17 protein-coding genes are annotated in these 14,711 nt (G+C 66.1%); 6 read left to right on the forward strand and 11 right to left on the reverse strand.

The window, feature by feature from the left end; translation table 11 throughout:
* Window positions 1–2: 2 nt before the first annotated feature.
* The gene (locus ACWPW1_RS03995; RefSeq protein WP_313648456.1) at window positions 3–701 is read right to left on the reverse strand and encodes a YggS family pyridoxal phosphate-dependent enzyme; all 699 of its coding nucleotides are present in this window, start codon (window positions 699–701) and stop codon (window positions 3–5) included.
* A gap of 126 nt (window positions 702–827) precedes the next feature.
* Between ACWPW1_RS03995 and pilT the strand changes: the two genes are divergently transcribed.
* Together pilT and ACWPW1_RS04005 are read left to right on the forward strand one after the other, a co-directional pair.
* The gene (gene pilT / locus ACWPW1_RS04000; protein WP_007161666.1) at window positions 828–1,862 is read left to right on the forward strand and encodes a type IV pilus twitching motility protein PilT; all 1,035 of its coding nucleotides are present in this window, start codon (window positions 828–830) and stop codon (window positions 1,860–1,862) included.
* Window positions 1,862–3,004, forward strand: coding sequence for a PilT/PilU family type 4a pilus ATPase (locus ACWPW1_RS04005; protein ID WP_454252412.1), 1,143 nt, complete (start codon window positions 1,862–1,864; stop codon window positions 3,002–3,004). Before pilT ends, ACWPW1_RS04005 begins: the two co-directional genes overlap by 1 nt.
* Here ACWPW1_RS04005 and ACWPW1_RS04010 read toward each other — a convergent pair.
* The 3 genes from ACWPW1_RS04010 to ACWPW1_RS04020 form a co-directional block, all read right to left on the reverse strand.
* Window positions 3,001–4,443 (reverse strand): UdgX family uracil-DNA binding protein, encoded by a 1,443-nt coding sequence (locus ACWPW1_RS04010; RefSeq protein ID WP_454252413.1) that lies wholly within the window; start codon window positions 4,441–4,443, stop codon window positions 3,001–3,003. The two genes, ACWPW1_RS04005 and ACWPW1_RS04010, sit on opposite strands and share 4 nt — an antisense overlap.
* Window positions 4,444–5,655: a putative DNA modification/repair radical SAM protein gene (locus tag ACWPW1_RS04015; protein WP_017640984.1), complete on the reverse strand. Its 1,212-nt coding sequence runs from the start codon at window positions 5,653–5,655 to the stop codon at window positions 4,444–4,446.
* A gap of 132 nt (window positions 5,656–5,787) precedes the next feature.
* Window positions 5,788–6,342: a C40 family peptidase gene (locus tag ACWPW1_RS04020; RefSeq protein ID WP_059313547.1), complete on the reverse strand. Its 555-nt coding sequence runs from the start codon at window positions 6,340–6,342 to the stop codon at window positions 5,788–5,790.
* A 434-nt stretch (window positions 6,343–6,776) separates the two neighbouring features.
* Between ACWPW1_RS04020 and ACWPW1_RS04025 the strand changes: the two genes are divergently transcribed.
* The gene (locus ACWPW1_RS04025) at window positions 6,777–7,181 is read left to right on the forward strand and encodes an NINE protein (RefSeq protein ID WP_434775751.1); all 405 of its coding nucleotides are present in this window, start codon (window positions 6,777–6,779) and stop codon (window positions 7,179–7,181) included.
* Window positions 7,182–7,230: 49 nt separating this feature from the next.
* On the opposite strand, the gene ACWPW1_RS04030 is transcribed toward ACWPW1_RS04025, so the two are convergent.
* The 7 genes from ACWPW1_RS04030 to gshB form a co-directional block, all read right to left on the reverse strand.
* Window positions 7,231–8,508, reverse strand: a complete 1,278-nt coding sequence (locus tag ACWPW1_RS04030; RefSeq protein WP_434775752.1) for a dihydroorotase — start codon at window positions 8,506–8,508, stop codon at window positions 7,231–7,233.
* A complete protein-coding gene (locus ACWPW1_RS04035; protein WP_454252414.1) occupies window positions 8,505–9,503 on the reverse strand; it encodes an aspartate carbamoyltransferase catalytic subunit in 999 nt (332 codons plus the stop codon). The genes ACWPW1_RS04030 and ACWPW1_RS04035 overlap by 4 nt, the downstream gene beginning before the upstream one ends.
* A gap of 15 nt (window positions 9,504–9,518) precedes the next feature.
* Window positions 9,519–10,028: a bifunctional pyr operon transcriptional regulator/uracil phosphoribosyltransferase PyrR gene (pyrR, locus tag ACWPW1_RS04040; protein WP_271653871.1), complete on the reverse strand. Its 510-nt coding sequence runs from the start codon at window positions 10,026–10,028 to the stop codon at window positions 9,519–9,521.
* A gap of 2 nt (window positions 10,029–10,030) precedes the next feature.
* A complete protein-coding gene (gene ruvX / locus ACWPW1_RS04045; RefSeq protein ID WP_454252415.1) occupies window positions 10,031–10,483 on the reverse strand; it encodes a Holliday junction resolvase RuvX in 453 nt (150 codons plus the stop codon).
* Window positions 10,480–11,049, reverse strand: a complete 570-nt coding sequence (locus ACWPW1_RS04050; RefSeq protein ID WP_059313552.1) for a YqgE/AlgH family protein — start codon at window positions 11,047–11,049, stop codon at window positions 10,480–10,482. Before ACWPW1_RS04050 ends, ruvX begins: the two co-directional genes overlap by 4 nt.
* 55 nt (window positions 11,050–11,104) lie before the next feature.
* On the reverse strand, window positions 11,105–11,983 hold the full coding sequence (locus ACWPW1_RS04055; RefSeq protein WP_059313553.1) for an energy transducer TonB: 879 nt from the start codon (window positions 11,981–11,983) through the stop codon (window positions 11,105–11,107).
* A gap of 103 nt (window positions 11,984–12,086) precedes the next feature.
* Entirely contained in the window at window positions 12,087–13,037 is a 951-nt protein-coding gene (gene gshB, locus ACWPW1_RS04060; RefSeq protein ID WP_271653875.1) for a glutathione synthase, read from the reverse strand.
* A gap of 220 nt (window positions 13,038–13,257) precedes the next feature.
* On the opposite strand from gshB, the gene pilG reads away from it, so the two are divergent.
* From pilG to ACWPW1_RS04075, 3 genes are read left to right on the forward strand one after another with little or no spacing between them, the layout of a single operon-like run.
* Complete coding sequence (gene pilG, locus ACWPW1_RS04065; protein WP_007161679.1) at window positions 13,258–13,665, forward strand: twitching motility response regulator PilG; 408 nt, start codon at window positions 13,258–13,260, stop codon at window positions 13,663–13,665.
* 40 nt (window positions 13,666–13,705) lie between these two features.
* Window positions 13,706–14,071, forward strand: a complete 366-nt coding sequence (pilH, locus tag ACWPW1_RS04070) for a twitching motility response regulator PilH (RefSeq protein ID WP_007161680.1) — start codon at window positions 13,706–13,708, stop codon at window positions 14,069–14,071.
* A gap of 49 nt (window positions 14,072–14,120) precedes the next feature.
* Complete coding sequence (locus tag ACWPW1_RS04075; protein WP_059313555.1) at window positions 14,121–14,657, forward strand: chemotaxis protein CheW; 537 nt, start codon at window positions 14,121–14,123, stop codon at window positions 14,655–14,657.
* The last annotated feature ends 54 nt before the right edge of the window (window positions 14,658–14,711 follow it).

A 14,711-nucleotide genomic window follows, 5' to 3' on the forward strand; every position in this document is an offset into this window, starting at 1 on the left:
TCCTAGGTTGAAGAGGCGGCGGCGCCATAGTCGCGGGCGCCGAAGAGAGCGGTACCGATGCGGACCCAGGTGGCGCCCTCGGCGATGGCGGCTTCCAGATCCTGGCTCATGCCCATGGACAGGGTGTCCAGGCCCAGGTTCAGCGCCTCGCCCAGGGTGCGCAGCCGGGCGAAGGCGGCGCGCTGGCTGGCAGGGTCGTCGGTGGGTTCGGGAATGGCCATCAGGCCACGCAGACGCAGGTTAGGCAACTGGCTCACCGCGGTGGCCAACGCTGGGAGTTCGTCGGGGTGGCAGCCGGACTTGCTGGCTTCGCCGCTGACGTTGACCTGCAGGCAGATGTTCAGTGGCCCGCGCTCGGGTGGACGCTGTTCGGCGAGGCGCTGGGCGATCTTCAGGCGATCCACCGAATGCACCCAGTCGAAGTGGCTGGCGATGGCGCGGGTCTTGTTGGACTGGATGGGACCGATGAAATGCCACACCAGTGGCAGGTCGGCCAGCTCCAGTTGCTTGTCCAGCGCCTCCTGCAGATAGTTCTCGCCGAAGTCGCGCAGGCCGGCGCCAGCGGCCTCCCGCAGCGCCGCGGCGGGCTTGGTCTTGCTCACCGCCAGCAGGCCGACGGTCGCGGGATCGCGGCCTGCCGTCCGGCTGGCGGCGGCGATGCGTTCGAGTACGGTTGCGCTATTCTCGGCTATCGTGGACATTCAGCCCCTGCTTGCGTCGGCGCACCCGGCAGGCCTTGGCGTACCGGATGAAGGAGTGGCGGTGACCAGGTCAGACCGCCAGTGCTGCGCGGCATTCTACCTGCTTGCTCGACATCTGGGAGTCCCATGGATATCACCGAATTGCTGGCCTTTTCCGCGCGGCAAGGCGCCTCCGACCTGCACCTGTCCGCCGGCCTGCCGCCGATGATCCGCGTCGACGGCGACGTGCGCCGCATCAACCTGCCGGCCTTCGAGCACAAGCAGGTGCACGCGCTGATCTACGACATCATGAACGACAAGCAGCGCAAGGACTTCGAGGAATTCCTGGAGACCGACTTCTCCTTCGAGGTGCCGGGCGTGGCGCGCTTCCGGGTTAACGCCTTCAATCAGAATCGTGGCGCTGGCGCGGTGTTCCGGACCATCCCTTCCAAGGTGCTGAGCATGGAGGAGCTGGGCATGGGCGAGGTGTTCAAGAAGATCACCGACGTGCCGCGTGGGCTGGTGCTGGTGACCGGACCGACCGGTTCGGGCAAGTCCACCACCCTCGCGGCCATGCTCGACTACCTCAACAACACCAAGTACCACCACATCCTCACCATCGAGGATCCCATCGAGTTCGTCCACGAGTCCAAGAAGTGCCTGGTCAACCAGCGCGAGGTGCATCGCGACACCCTGGGCTTTTCCGAAGCCCTGCGCTCGGCGCTGCGCGAGGACCCGGACATCATCCTGGTGGGCGAGCTGCGCGACCTGGAAACCATCCGCCTGGCACTGACCGCGGCCGAGACCGGGCACCTGGTGTTCGGCACCCTGCACACCACCTCGGCGGCCAAGACCATCGATCGGGTGGTGGACGTCTTTCCGGCGGAAGAGAAATCCATGGTGCGTTCCATGTTGTCCGAATCCCTGCAGGCGGTGGTCTCCCAGACCCTGCTCAAGAAGGTCGGCGGCGGTCGGGTAGCCGCTCACGAGATCATGATCGGCACCCCGGCCATCCGTAACCTGATCCGCGAGGACAAGGTGGCGCAGATGTATTCCTCGATCCAGACCGGTGGCGGCCTGGGCATGCAGACCCTGGACATGTGCCTCAAGGCGCTCCTGGCCAAGGGGCTGATCAGCCGCGACGCGGCCCGCGAGAAGGCCAAGACGCCGGAGAACTTCTGATGGATTTCGACAGGTTCCTGCAGCTGATGGTGGACAAGGGGGCGTCCGACCTCTTCATCACCACCGGCGTGCCCCCTTCGATGAAGATCAATGGGCGCATGACGCCGGTCACCAAGGATTCGCTGTCTCCCGAGCAGTGCCGGGCCCTGGTGCTGGGGGTGATGACCGACGAGCAGCGGCAGGAATTCCAGCAGAAGCGCGAGTGCAACTTCGCCATCAGCGCCCGGGGCATCGGTCGCTTCCGGGTCAGTGCCTTCTACCAGCGCAATCTGGTGGGCATGGTACTGCGCCGCATCGAGGTCAACATTCCCACGGTCGAGCAGCTGCGCCTGCCGGAGATCATCAAGAAGCTGGCCATGACCAAGCGCGGCCTGGTGATCTTCGTTGGCGCCACCGGCACCGGCAAGTCCACCTCGCTGGCGGCCATGATCGGCCATCGCAACAAGAACTCGGCGGGGCACATCATCTCCATCGAGGATCCCATCGAGTACATCCACCAGCACCAGGGCTGCATCGTCACCCAGCGCGAGGTAGGGATCGACACCGAGTCCTTCGAGGTGGCGCTGAAGAACACCCTGCGCCAGGCGCCTGACGTGATCATGATCGGCGAGATCCGCAGTCGGGACACCATGGAGCATGCCCTGGCCTTCGCCGAGACCGGCCACCTGTGCCTGGCCACCCTGCACGCCAACAACGCCAACCAGGCGCTGGATCGCATCATCCACTTCTTTCCGGCCGATCGACACAGCCAGACCTGGATGGACCTGTCGCTCAACCTCAAGGGCATCGTCGCCCAGCAGCTGGTGCCGACCATCGATGGTCAGGGGCGCCGCGCGGTGATCGAGGTGCTGCTCAACACCCCGCTGGCCACCGACCTGATCCGCAAGGGCGAGGTGCACGAACTCAAGACGCTGATGAAGAAGTCCGGCGAACTGGGCATGCAGACCTTCGACCAGTCGCTCTACAGCCTCTATCGCGACGGCGAGATCAGCTACGAAGCGGCCCTGGCCCACGCCGATTCCGCCAACGACCTGCGGCTGATGATCAAGCTGGGGTCGGAGACGGATGCCGATCACCTCAATCAGACCACCCGCAATCTCTCGGTGGACATGGGCGACGACCCACCCAGGCGCTTCCGCTAGCTCTCGCCGTCGGCTGCCAGGGTCCTGGCCTCGCGCAGGGCAGCGACCAGCGCCTGGCGTGCCTGCTCCTGCTGCCCTGCGTCCGGGGTGCGCAGGATGTAGGACGGATGATAGGTGGCGATGATCCAGCGCTCGTCCAGCCGCAGGGGCCGACCCATGAATTGCGCGAGGCCCCGTGGCTTGCGCTTGAGCAGGGCTTCCAGGGCCGTCGACCCCAGAGCCACCACTACCGTCGGCTGGATGTCGCGCAGCTCCTGCTCCAGCCAGTAGCGGCAGGGGGCGATTTCCGGTCCTGGGGTGACGTGCTTGCGTCTCCGGCCCTGGGGAATCCACTTGAAGTGCTTGACCGCATTGGTGAGGAATACCTCGCTGCGGTCGAGACCTGCCTCGGCCAGTGCCGCCATCAGCACCTGCCCGGCCGGCCCGACGAAGGGGCGACCCGCCAGGTCTTCCTGGTCGCCGGGCTGTTCTCCCAGCAGCAGGATGCGCGCCGTGCGTGGGCCTTCGCCGGCCACCGGCTGGGTGGCCTTCTCCCAGAGTTCGCAGCGGCGGCATTCGTCGAGGGTGGTGGGCAGCGGTCGCTCCGGCTGGGCGCGTTCCGCGGCGATCAATACCTCGCGACCGCTCTGACGACCCACGGCCTCGGCCTGGGCCAGGCGCTGGGCGCCGGCTCGGGCCTCGCTAAGCAGTGCCGGAATCAGCGGCCCTTCCGGCAGATCCTTCCAGAACCGCGCCGGCATGTTTCCGCGCAAGGTACGCGGATTGGCCCGTGCTGGATTGAAGGTACTGCGGTAATAGGCGCGCCAGAGTTCGTCACCGGCGTTGCGGTCATCGTCTTCGGGGGTCTGGCGGGCCAGTTGCTGCAGCTCGGCGGGACAGGGCTCCACCAGTTGCAGCGCCTGACCATCCCAGAGCGCGGCGGCCTCCGGGGTCGCGATCAGCCAGCTGCTGTTGCCCATGCGGTCGCAGAAATGCGGCGCCGCCAGGGCCAGGACATCGTGGGCCGGCTGGTGCCAGGCCACCCAGGCCGGCGGACCGGCGCTTTCCGCACGCGGGCGGAATCTGAGGAAGGCATGTACGTGGTGGATCTCGCGGCGGATCGCCTTGACCCGACGCTGTAGTTCGCTGCCGTCTTCATCGCCGGCCAGCATGGCCGCGCGCTCGCCCTGGGCGACCCGCCAGAGCACCTGATAGAGCAGTGCCCAGCGATCGTCACTGCGAAAGCAGGCGGCATAGGTCAGGGCCTCGGCCAGTTGCGGCGGGATGCGCACGGCGCCACTGGGTGGCGTCGCCACCGCCTCAACCGGTTCGTCGAACAGGTCGCCCAGGCCACGGCTCTCATGCCAGCTCACCAGAGCAGGCGCGATACCGGCCTGAAGCAGCCGGCGTGCCTCCTGGCGCCAGCCGGCGAAGGTGCCGTCGAAATCGACCCTGTGCATCTAGAGCAGGGCGAGCTGGGCGGGAGGTTCGGCCAGCTGCCGACGCAGGTCGAGGGATTCGGCCAGGCGCGGCTGCGGCCGGTAGTCCTGGGTGATGATGAAGGGTCGCGCCTTCTCCACGCTGCATTTCAGGCGGATCAGGTCGGCGTAGCGAATGCGCCGCTCGCGTCTGAGTTCCACCAGGCGCTTGGCCGAGAGCACACCGATACCGGGTACCCGGGCGATCAGTGCCTGGTCGGCGCGATTCAGATCCAGCGGGAAGATGGCGCGATTGTGCAGCGCCCAGGCGAGCTTGGGATCAACGTCCAGCGGTAGCTGGCCGTCTTCGGTGGGCAGCTCTTCCGCCTGGAAGCCGTAGCCGCGCATGAGGAAGTCGGCCTGGTACAGGCGGTGCTCACGCAGCAGGGGCGGCGGTTGCAATGGCACCGTGCCCGGGCTTTCCGGAATCGGACTGAAGGCCGAGTAGTAGACGCGCTTCAAGCGATAGGCGCCATAGAGTGTCTGGGCGGTATCGAGAATGGTGCGGTCGTCGGTGGCGTCGGCGCCCACGATCATCTGGGTGCTCTGGCCGGCCGGTGCGAAGCGCGGCGCCTTGGCTTCGGCCTCGGCTTCCTCCAGGCCCAGGCGGATGTTGCCCATGGTCTTGCGGATGCTGCTGCCGTTCTTTTCCGGCGCCAGCTTGATCAGGCTGCTCTCGGTGGGCAGTTCGATGTTCACCGACAAACGATCGGCATAGAGACCGGCCTGGGCAATGATCTCGGGATCGGCGTCGGGAATGGTCTTGAGATGGATGTAGCCGCGGAACTGGTGCTGTTCGCGCAGCAGCTGGGCCACCCGGGTCATCTGCTCCATGGTGTAGTTGGAGGAGCGGATGATGCCGGAGCTGAGGAACAGCCCGCTGATGACGTTGCGCCGATAGAAATCGAGGGTCAGCTGCACCACTTCCTCGGGCGTGAAGCGCGCCCGCGGGACGTTGCTGCTGCGGCGATTGACGCAGTACTGGCAGTCGTACTGGCAGAAGTTGGTCAGCAGCACCTTGAGCAGCGCCACGCAGCGCCCGTCGGGGGTGAAGCTGTGACAGATGCCCATGCCGTCGGTCGAGCCCAGGCCGTCCTTGCCCTTCGAGCTGCGCTTGGGCGCACCGCTGCTGGCGCAGGACACGTCGTACTTGGCGGCATCGGCGAGAATGATCAGCTTGTCGGCGAGCTCCATCGAGATCTCCTGTACTGTGATTGCATACAGTATCCAGGAAGCGGAGCGTCGTTCAATGGCTTTGCGCCGGGCGGCGCCGAGTGGAGCGACACTCCGCCGAGCGGTAGCAGCCCGGCGGAGCGAGGGGAGGGATCAGGACTTGCGGGTACGCTTGGTACGCGGCTTGTCCGCGACGGGGCTGGTTTCCGCCGCCAGGGTGGGCTGCTGCAACACACGCTTGGCCGACGCGAACCTTTTGGTCCAGTAGGGCTTGCTCAGGTGATCGACCCGCACGCTTTCGCCGCTGCGCGGGGCATGAACGAAGCGATCGTTGCCCAGGTAGATGGCGACGTGATCGATGCCGCTGCGCTGACCGGTCTTGAAGAATACCAGGTCACCAGCCTTGAGGTCGCCACGGGCGACCTTGGGGCCCTTGAGCTGGGACAGCTCACGGGAGGTGCGCGGCAGCTTGACGTTGTGCACGTCACGGTAGACGTAGTTCACCAGGCCGCTGCAATCCAGGCCGTTCTGCGGATTGGTCCCGCCGTAGCGATAGGGGGTACCGACCAGGTCCATGGCACGGGTCGCGACTTGGGCGCCGACGTTGCGGGTGGCGGCCTGAGCGGTGGCCTGTTTGCGGTGCATAGCACTGGTGGCCCGGGCTGCGCGCTTGGCGCGGGCCGCGGAAGCCGCCTGGGTATGGTCCACGGCGGCAACGTGCCGAGTCGCGGCCTTGCGAGCCGGAGTGGCGGCTACATGCCGAGCGGCGGTCTTAGGAGCTGAAGCGGCGGTGACATGCCGGGCTGCGACCTTATGGACCGGAGCGGCAGTGCGCGCTGCAGAGTTCTCTTTCGCTTGTACTGCCGCGGGCAGCACAAGACAGGCGGAGAGCCATGTCAGAAGAAATAGACGCATTGTCGTAGGGGTGTCTGAAGATCGAAGCGAGGGATTCTATACCAACCCTGTGGATATTTTGTGCACCTCTCATCAAGAAATTATGTAATTTTTAGAGGAAAGTGAGGTCCCTAAAGCGCCAACCAGTGAGACTCCCTGGGCATTCATCCAGTTTTCGACATAAAGTCACGGTGAAGGTAAGGGTGTAGGTAAGGCGGGTCTTTTCCCTAAGTCGCGAGGTCGTAGGCATGCGGTATCAGGACACCCACAGCAAGGTCATGGGCTATCTGCTGTGGATCTTCGGTTTTCTCGGCGCCCATCGCTTCTACTATGGCAAGCCGGTCACCGGCACGATCTGGTTCTGCACCCTGGGCCTGCTGGGCATCGGCTGGCTGATCGATCTCTTCCTGATCCCCGCCATGGATCGCGAGGCGGACCTGCGCTTCCAGTCCGGTTCGCTGAACTACAGCCTGGGCTGGATCCTGCTGACCTTCCTGGGCATCTTCGGCGTGCACCGCCTCTATATGGGCAAGTGGATCACTGCCATCCTCTATTTCTTTACCGCCGGTTTCTTCCTGCTCGGCGTGCTCTACGACTTCTGGACGCTCAATTCGCAGATTTCCGAAGAGAATCGTCGACGGCTGGTGCGCTAAGACCGGTTGAGAGGCAAAGAAAAGGGGCTCCGCGGAGCCCCTTTTCTATTCAGGCGCCGCGCTGGTAGGTCGCGCGCCCCCCTACCAGGGTGCGTTCGATGCGGCCGGGCAGGATGAGGCCATGGAAGGGGCAATTGCGGCCACGGGAGAGCCAGGGCGTAGCGGCCTGGGCGGTCGGCTGCTGGGCGAACAGCACCAGGTCCGCCGGCAGCCCCTTGGCCAGACGACCCGCCTGGAGGCGCAGGGCCTGGGCCGGGCCGCTGGTCAGGCGGGCCAGGAGGGTCGGCAGATCCAGCAGGCCGTCCGCCACCAGGGTCAGGGCCAATGGCAGGAGCAATTCGACGCTGCTGATGCCTGGTTCGGTGGCGGCGAAGGGCGCCAGCTTGGCGTCCGCCTCATGGGGCTGATGATGGCTGGAAATGGCGCCGATCACGCCGTCACGCACCCCGGCACGCAAGGCGTCGCGGTCACGGGCGGTCCGCAGCGGCGGTTTGACGTGATAGAGGCTGGAAAAGCCCTGCAGGGCTTCATCGGTGAGCAGCAGTTGATAGAGCGCCACGTCGGCGGTCACCGGCAGGCCGCGCGCCTGGGCTGCGGCGATCATCTCCACCGCGCGTGCGCTGGTCAGCTGGCCGAAGTGGGCGCGCACGCCGCTCTGTTCCACCAGCAGCAGGTCGCGGGACAGGGCGATGGTTTCCGCCGTCTCTGGAATTCCGGTGAGACCCAGGAAGCTGGCGGTGGGGCCTTCGTGGGCCAGGCCGCCCTCGGCCAGATCGGCGTCCAGGGCAGTAAAGACCACGGTGAGATCGAAGGTGGCGGCGTATTCCAGGGCCCGCCGCTGTACCCGCAGGTTTTCGAAGCGCTGCAGGCCGTTGGTGAAGGCGACGCAGCCGGCATCGCGCAGCGCCATCAGTTCGGAGAGCTGTTCGCCACCCAGGCCCTTGGTCAGGGCACCGATGGGGTGAACCCGGGCATGATCGGCGGTACGCGCTCGGTCGAGGATGAGTTCGGCCACCGCGGTGGTGTCCAGCACCGGGCGGGTGGTCGGCGGACAGCACAGGCTGGTGACGCCACCGGCCGCGGCGGCGCGGGTCTCGCTGTCGACGTTGCCCTTGCGGGTCAGGCCCGGCTCGCACAGGGCGACGTCCAGGTCGACCAGGCCGGGTGCCAGGATGAGGTCGCGGGCGTCCAGCTGCTCGGCGGCCTGGAAGCCCTGGGGCGCCTCGCCGATGGCCAGGATGCGACCCTCGTCGACATGGACGTCGCTGATCTGGTCGAGGCCAGAGGCCGGGTCGATCACCCGGGCGTTGCGGATGCTCAGGCTCACTGCGCATTCTCCTGTAGCTGACGCTGGGCCGTCTGCCCGCTCATGGTCATCGACAGCACCGCCATGCGGACCGCGATGCCGTAGGTGACCTGATTCAGGATGACCGACTGCTCGCCATCGGCGACCGCCGATTCGATCTCCACGCCGCGATTGATCGGCCCCGGGTGCATGACGATGGCGTCGGGTTTGGCACGGGCCAGGCGCTGGCGGGTCAGGCCGAACAGCCGGTAGTACTCGCCCTCGCTGGGCAGCAGGCCGCCCTGCATGCGTTCGCGCTGCAGGCGCAGCATGATCACCACGTCCACCCCTTCCAGGCCCTCGGCCAGATCGGTGCAGGTGCGCACGCCATAGAGGTCTTCCAGGCCGACCGGCAGCAGGGTGCGCGGCGCGACCACGCGGATGTCGCGGCAGCCCAGGGTACGCAGCGCCAGCATGTCGGAGCGGGCCACCCGCGAGTGCAGGATGTCGCCGACGATGGCTACCGACAGGTTGGCGAAGTCGCCCTTGTGCCGGCGGATGGTCAGCATGTCGAGCATGCCCTGGGTGGGGTGGGCATGGCGGCCGTCGCCGCCGTTGATGATGGCGACATCGGGGCAGACGTGTTCGGCGATGAAGTGGGCCGCGCCGGAATCGGCATGGCGCACCACGAACATGTCGGCGGCCATGGCCTCCAGGTTGCGCAGGGTGTCGAACAGCGTCTCACCCTTGCTGGTTGAGGAGGTGGAGACATTGAGGGTGATGACGTCCGCCGACAGCCGCTTGGCCGCGAGCTCGAAGGTGGTACGGGTGCGGGTCGAGTTCTCGAAGAAGACGTTGCACACCGTCTTGCCGCGCAGCAAGGGCACCTTCTTCACCGCCCGGGCGCCGACTTCCAGAAAGGAGTCGGCCGTATCGAGCAATTCGGTGAGGAGTTCGGCGGGCAGGTCGTCGAGCGAAAGGAAATGGCGCAATTCGCCCTGGGCGTTGAGTTGCAGCGAACGCGTAGCGTCGGTCATGGCAGCGAATCCAGGTCAGGCGGCGGGGACGTCGCGGTATTCGAGGGCGAGCGGAACGGGGCCGGTCAGCTTGACGCGCTGGGTGGCGGCGAGCGTCAGGGTGGCGCCCACCACGTCGGGCTGGATCGGCAATTCGCGGGCATTGACGTCCAGCAGGCAGACCAGGGTCACACTGGCCGGGCGGCCATAGTCGAAGAGTTCGTTGAGCGCCGCGCGCACGGTGCGACCGCTCATCAGGACATCGTCCACCAGCACCAGGTGCCGACCGTCGACCTCGAAGGGCAGGGCCGAGGGGCGCACCTGGGGATGCAGGCCCTTCTGGGTGAAGTCGTCCCGGTAGAAGGACACGTCCAGGCTGCCCAGCGGGGTGTCCAGGCCGAGTTCGGCCAGCAGAGCCTCGGCGACCCACAGGCCGCCGGTGTGGATGCCGACGAAGCCGGGATCGGTGATGCCACGACGATCCAGCGACAGGCGCAGGTCGGCGGCCAGCCGTGGCAGAAGCTCGGCGGGAGAGGGCAGGTGCATGGCTACTCCGATTGCGGGCGCGCGGCCCGTTCCAGTTGTTGGGTCAGCCAGCCTTCCAGGAGGAGGGCGGCGGCGAGGGCGTCCACCGGGCGTTCGCGATAACCGTCGCGCTGACCGCCCTGCATTCGCTCGCCCTTGGCGGCATAGGTGGTGAGGCGTTCGTCATGGGTATGCACGGGCAATCCGTAGCGACCCTGCAGGCGGCGGGCGAAACGTTCGGCGCGCTCGCTCATCTCGCTGGGCGTGCCGTCCATGTTCAGCGGCAGGCCGATCACCAGCGCAGTGGGGCGCCATTCGTCCAGCAGGCGCTGGATCTGCTGCCAGTCGGGCACGCCGTTCTGTGCCTTCAGGGTGAGCAGTTCGCGGGCCTGGCCGGTGACGGCCTGGCCGACGGAGACGCCGATCTGCCGGGTGCCGTAGTCGAAGCCCAGATAGAGACCGCTGGGCGCGCTCATGCATGACCCGCCTGGCGCGAGAGCAGGCGCAGGTCGACGCCCAGCAGGGCGGCCGCTGCGCCCAGACGCTGGTCGCTGGGCGTCTCGAACAGCAGGGCGCTGGTGGCCGGGGTGGTGAGCCAGAGATTGGCCGCCAGCTCTTCTTCGAGCTGGCCGGGACCCCAGCCGCTGTAGCCCAGGGTGATCAGGTGGCGGGCCGGGCCGGTGCCGTCGGAAATGGCGAACAGCACGTCTGGCGACGTGGTCAGGCTCAGTTCCTCGAGCTCCAGGGTGTTCTGGAAGGTGGGGCCGGCATCGTGCAGCACGAATCCGCGGTCGTTCTGCACCGGACCGCCGGAATAGAGGGCGATGCTGGCGTCGTCCGAGGTGGCCGGTACGTCAGGGCGCAGCTGTTCGAGCAGGTCGTCCAGATGCAGGCCGTTGGGGCGGTTGATCACCAGGCCCATGGCGCCATCGGGGCCGTGGTCGACGAGGTAGATGACCGTTTCGGCGAAATTGGGATCGTCCATCTGCGGCATGGCGATCAGGAGTTGGTGCTGTAGGGTGGTGCTGGAGGTCGGCTTCATGACCGGCAAGTTTCCCGGTTGCGCGGTCCGGCTTCAAGTCCAACGGCGCGTCGGGCTATTGGCTGGACAGGCGGTCGCCGCGCTCGAAGCGCCAGGTACGGATGATCTCCAGTCGGTCGATGTCGGTCAGATCGCCACTGAAGGGGGCAAAGGGCGCCGCCAGCCGGACGATGCGCAAGGCGGCCTGGTCCAGCACCGGACGTCCCGAGGACTCCAGCACCTGGACCTCGTAGAGCGAGCCGTCCTTGTTGATGGCCACCAGCAGCCGCAGGCTGCCATAGAGCCGGTCGCGCTTGGCCTGCTCGGGGTAGTTGAGGTTGCCGATACGCTCGATCTTGCGCCGCCATTCTTCCTTGTAGCGGGCGCCCTTGTCCTTTTGCGTCGAGGCGGCGTTGATCCGCCAGATTTTCGGGCGCTTGGCGTATTGCTGGCGCTCCTCGGCGAGCTGGGCTTCCAGGCTGGCGAGTTCGGCGGCCTGGCTGTCGGCCTCGGGGCTGGGCGCGTCACGCTGTTCCCGCTCGGGCGTCTCGCGGCTGGGCTCGGCCTTGGTCGGCCGAGAGGCGCGGGTGGTCACCGCGGCCTTGGGTGCCTGGGCCCGATCCGCCGCGGGCGGGCGGGCAGGCGGTGCGGCCTGGCGGATCTCGCTGTCATGGAAGGGCGCCTGCACCGGGGTACTCGGCGCGGCTGCCTTGTCCAGGGTGCCACTGCCCTGCTGGTTTTCCTGGGCGAGAAAATCGGCTTGCTTGGGCGCCTCGTCGCTCTTGAAGCTGGCCAGCGTCACCTCCAGGGTGCGGCTGATCTGGGTAGGTTCGGGCAGCGAGAAGCCGACGCCGAGGATCAGCACGACATGCAGCAGGGTCGCGATGAGCAGCGTGAAGCCCAGGCGGTCGGCGGGACGGACCTGGGGAGCGGGGGACGGGGCGGTGCTGGGCATTGACTGGGTCGGCAAGGGCAGAGGACGCGCGGCAGGGCTGGCGCCAGTCTGCGGATTGTGTCCGCGGTTGTCCATGCCGCCGCGGGCGGCATGGACGTTCGCCTCAGCTCGCGCGTTTCTGCGCGATGACATCCATGAGGCGCTCGGCGATACGGGTATCGTAGGCCGCATCGATCTCGCGGATGCAGGTCGGGCTGGTGACATTGATCTCGGTGAGGTGCTCGCCGATCACGTCCAGGCCGACGAAGAGCAGGCCGCGCTTGCGCAGCTCCGGCCCTACCGTGGTGGCGATCTCGCGATCCCGCGCCGACAGTGGCTGGGCGACGCCACGGCCGCCGGCAGCCAGATTGCCGCGGGTTTCGCCCTGCGCCGGAATTCGCGCCAGGCAGTAGTCCACCGGTTCGCCGTCGATCATCAGGATGCGCTTGTCACCGTCCTTGATGCCCGGCAGGTAGCGCTGGGCGATGATCTGCTGGGTGCCGTGGGCGGTGAGGGTCTCCAGGATCACCGAGAGATTGGGATCGCCCTCCCGGTGGCGGAACACCGAGCTGCCACCCATGCCGTCGAGCGGCTTGAGAATGACGTCACCATGGGTACGCGCGAATTCGCGGATGATGTCGGCGCGGCGGCTGACCAGGGTCGGCGGGGCCAGTTCGGGAAACAGGGTGGCGAAGAACTTCTCGTTGCAGTCGCGCAGGCTGGCGGGACGATTGACCACCAGGGTGCCGCCACGCTCGGCCTGTTCCAGCAGGTAGGTGGCATAGACGAATTCGTTGTCGAAGGGCGGATCCTTGCGCATCAGGATGACGTCCAGGTCGCGCAGGGGCAGATCGACGCCTTCGCCAAAGGCGAACCAGCGTTCCGGATCCTGGAACACGTCCAGCTGTCGACCGCGGCCGCGGGCTTCGCCATCGACCTGGTACAGGTCCTGCATCTCGAAGTAGTGCAGTGTCCAGCCGCGGGCCTTGGCCGCCCACAGCATGGCCATGGAGCTATCCTTTTTATAGGAGATGCGTTCGATGGGATCCATGACGATCCCCAGGCGGATACTCATTGACGCTAGACCTCGGTTTTACGTGGGCAAGGCGTCAGAATAGCCCTTCGATCCCCTCCAGTGCCAATGCTTGCGCGATCGTCGTGGCGGGCGGGCCGGTGGTCCGCCGCCAGGGGATCTGCGTGGTACGTCACGGTATTGTGTGCTACAAAGAGGCGCCGCCAAAGTGCCCGGATCGACATCATTCACGTTTCATCGACGATGAGCTGGTAGCTTGAACATGGAACAGTATTCGGAAGGGCTCAAGGTCATGGTGATCGACGATTCGAAGACGATTCGTCGCACCGCCGAGACCCTGCTCAAGAAGGTTGGCTGCGAGGTCATCACCGCCATCGATGGATTCGATGCGCTTGCCAAGATCGCCGATAGTCACCCCCACATTATTTTCGTGGACATCATGATGCCGCGACTGGATGGCTATCAGACCTGCGCACTGATCAAGAACAACAGCGCGTTCCGCGCGACCCCCGTCATCATGCTGTCCTCCCGTGACGGGCTCTTCGACAAGGCCAAGGGCCGCATCGTCGGCTCTGACCAGTACCTCACCAAACCTTTCAGCAAAGAAGAGCTGATCGGTGCGATCAAGACCCACGTCCCCAGCTTCACTCCGCTCGAACAAGCGTCCTGAGTGTCCTGAGGCGGGCGATTCAATCTAGTAGGAAATTTTCATGGCTCGAATTCTGATCGTCGACGACTCTCCCACCGAGATGTACAAGCTCACCGCCATGCTGGAAAAGCATGGGCATCAGGTGCTCAAGGCCGAGAACGGCGCCGATGGCGTCGCCCTGGCGCGCCAGGAGAAGCCGGATGCGGTCCTGATGGATATCGTCATGCCCGGTCTCAACGGCTTCCAGGCCACCCGACAGCTGACCAAGGATGCCGAGACCAGCCACATTCCGGTGGTCATCGTCACCACCAAGGACCAGGAAACCGACAAGGTCTGGGGCAAGCGTCAAGGCGCCAAGGACTACCTCACCAAGCCCATCGACGAAGACACCCTGTTGCGCACCCTGGCGGGTGTCCTGCAAGGCTGAGGCCTCACGTCCGTTTCTCGCGGCAGCGCCCCAATCGGCAGGGAATCCTATGAGCGACGCCACCACGCCCTACGAACTCTTGCGGCTGATCGATCTGCGCTGCCGCGAACGGGCTGCGGGCCTACCGGCGCAGCAGGAAAACCAGCGGAGCTGGAGCGGCATCGGCTTTCGCCTTGGGGAACTGCGCTTCGTGATTCCCATGGGCGAGGTCAGCGAGATCCTGCCCGAGCCACGCTTCACCGCGCTACCCGGCGTCAAGCCATGGCTCAAGGGCGTGGCCAATGTGCGCGGTCGGCTGTTGCCGATTGCCGACCTGGGGCAATTTCTCGGCGTGAAGGTCCAGGCGCTGCGCAAACAGCGGCGCATCCTGATCGTCGACCATGGCGACCTCTTCGTCGGATTGGCGGTTGACGAAGTCCTGGGCATGCAGCATTTCGACATCGAGGCCTATCGCGAGCACGCCGACAGCGTGCCAGCGGGTCTGCACTTCTTTCTGGAAGGCGTCTTCCAACGTGACGTGCCGTGGCTGGTCTGCAGCCCGCGCGCCTTGGTCGAGCATCCCGAATTCAAGGACGTCGCGGCCTGAGCCACTAGGCGCAGCGGCGCGACGTACCGGGTCTGGGTCGGGATGGCAGGAGCT

The organism is Pseudomonas sp. Marseille-Q7302 (assembly GCF_965111925.1).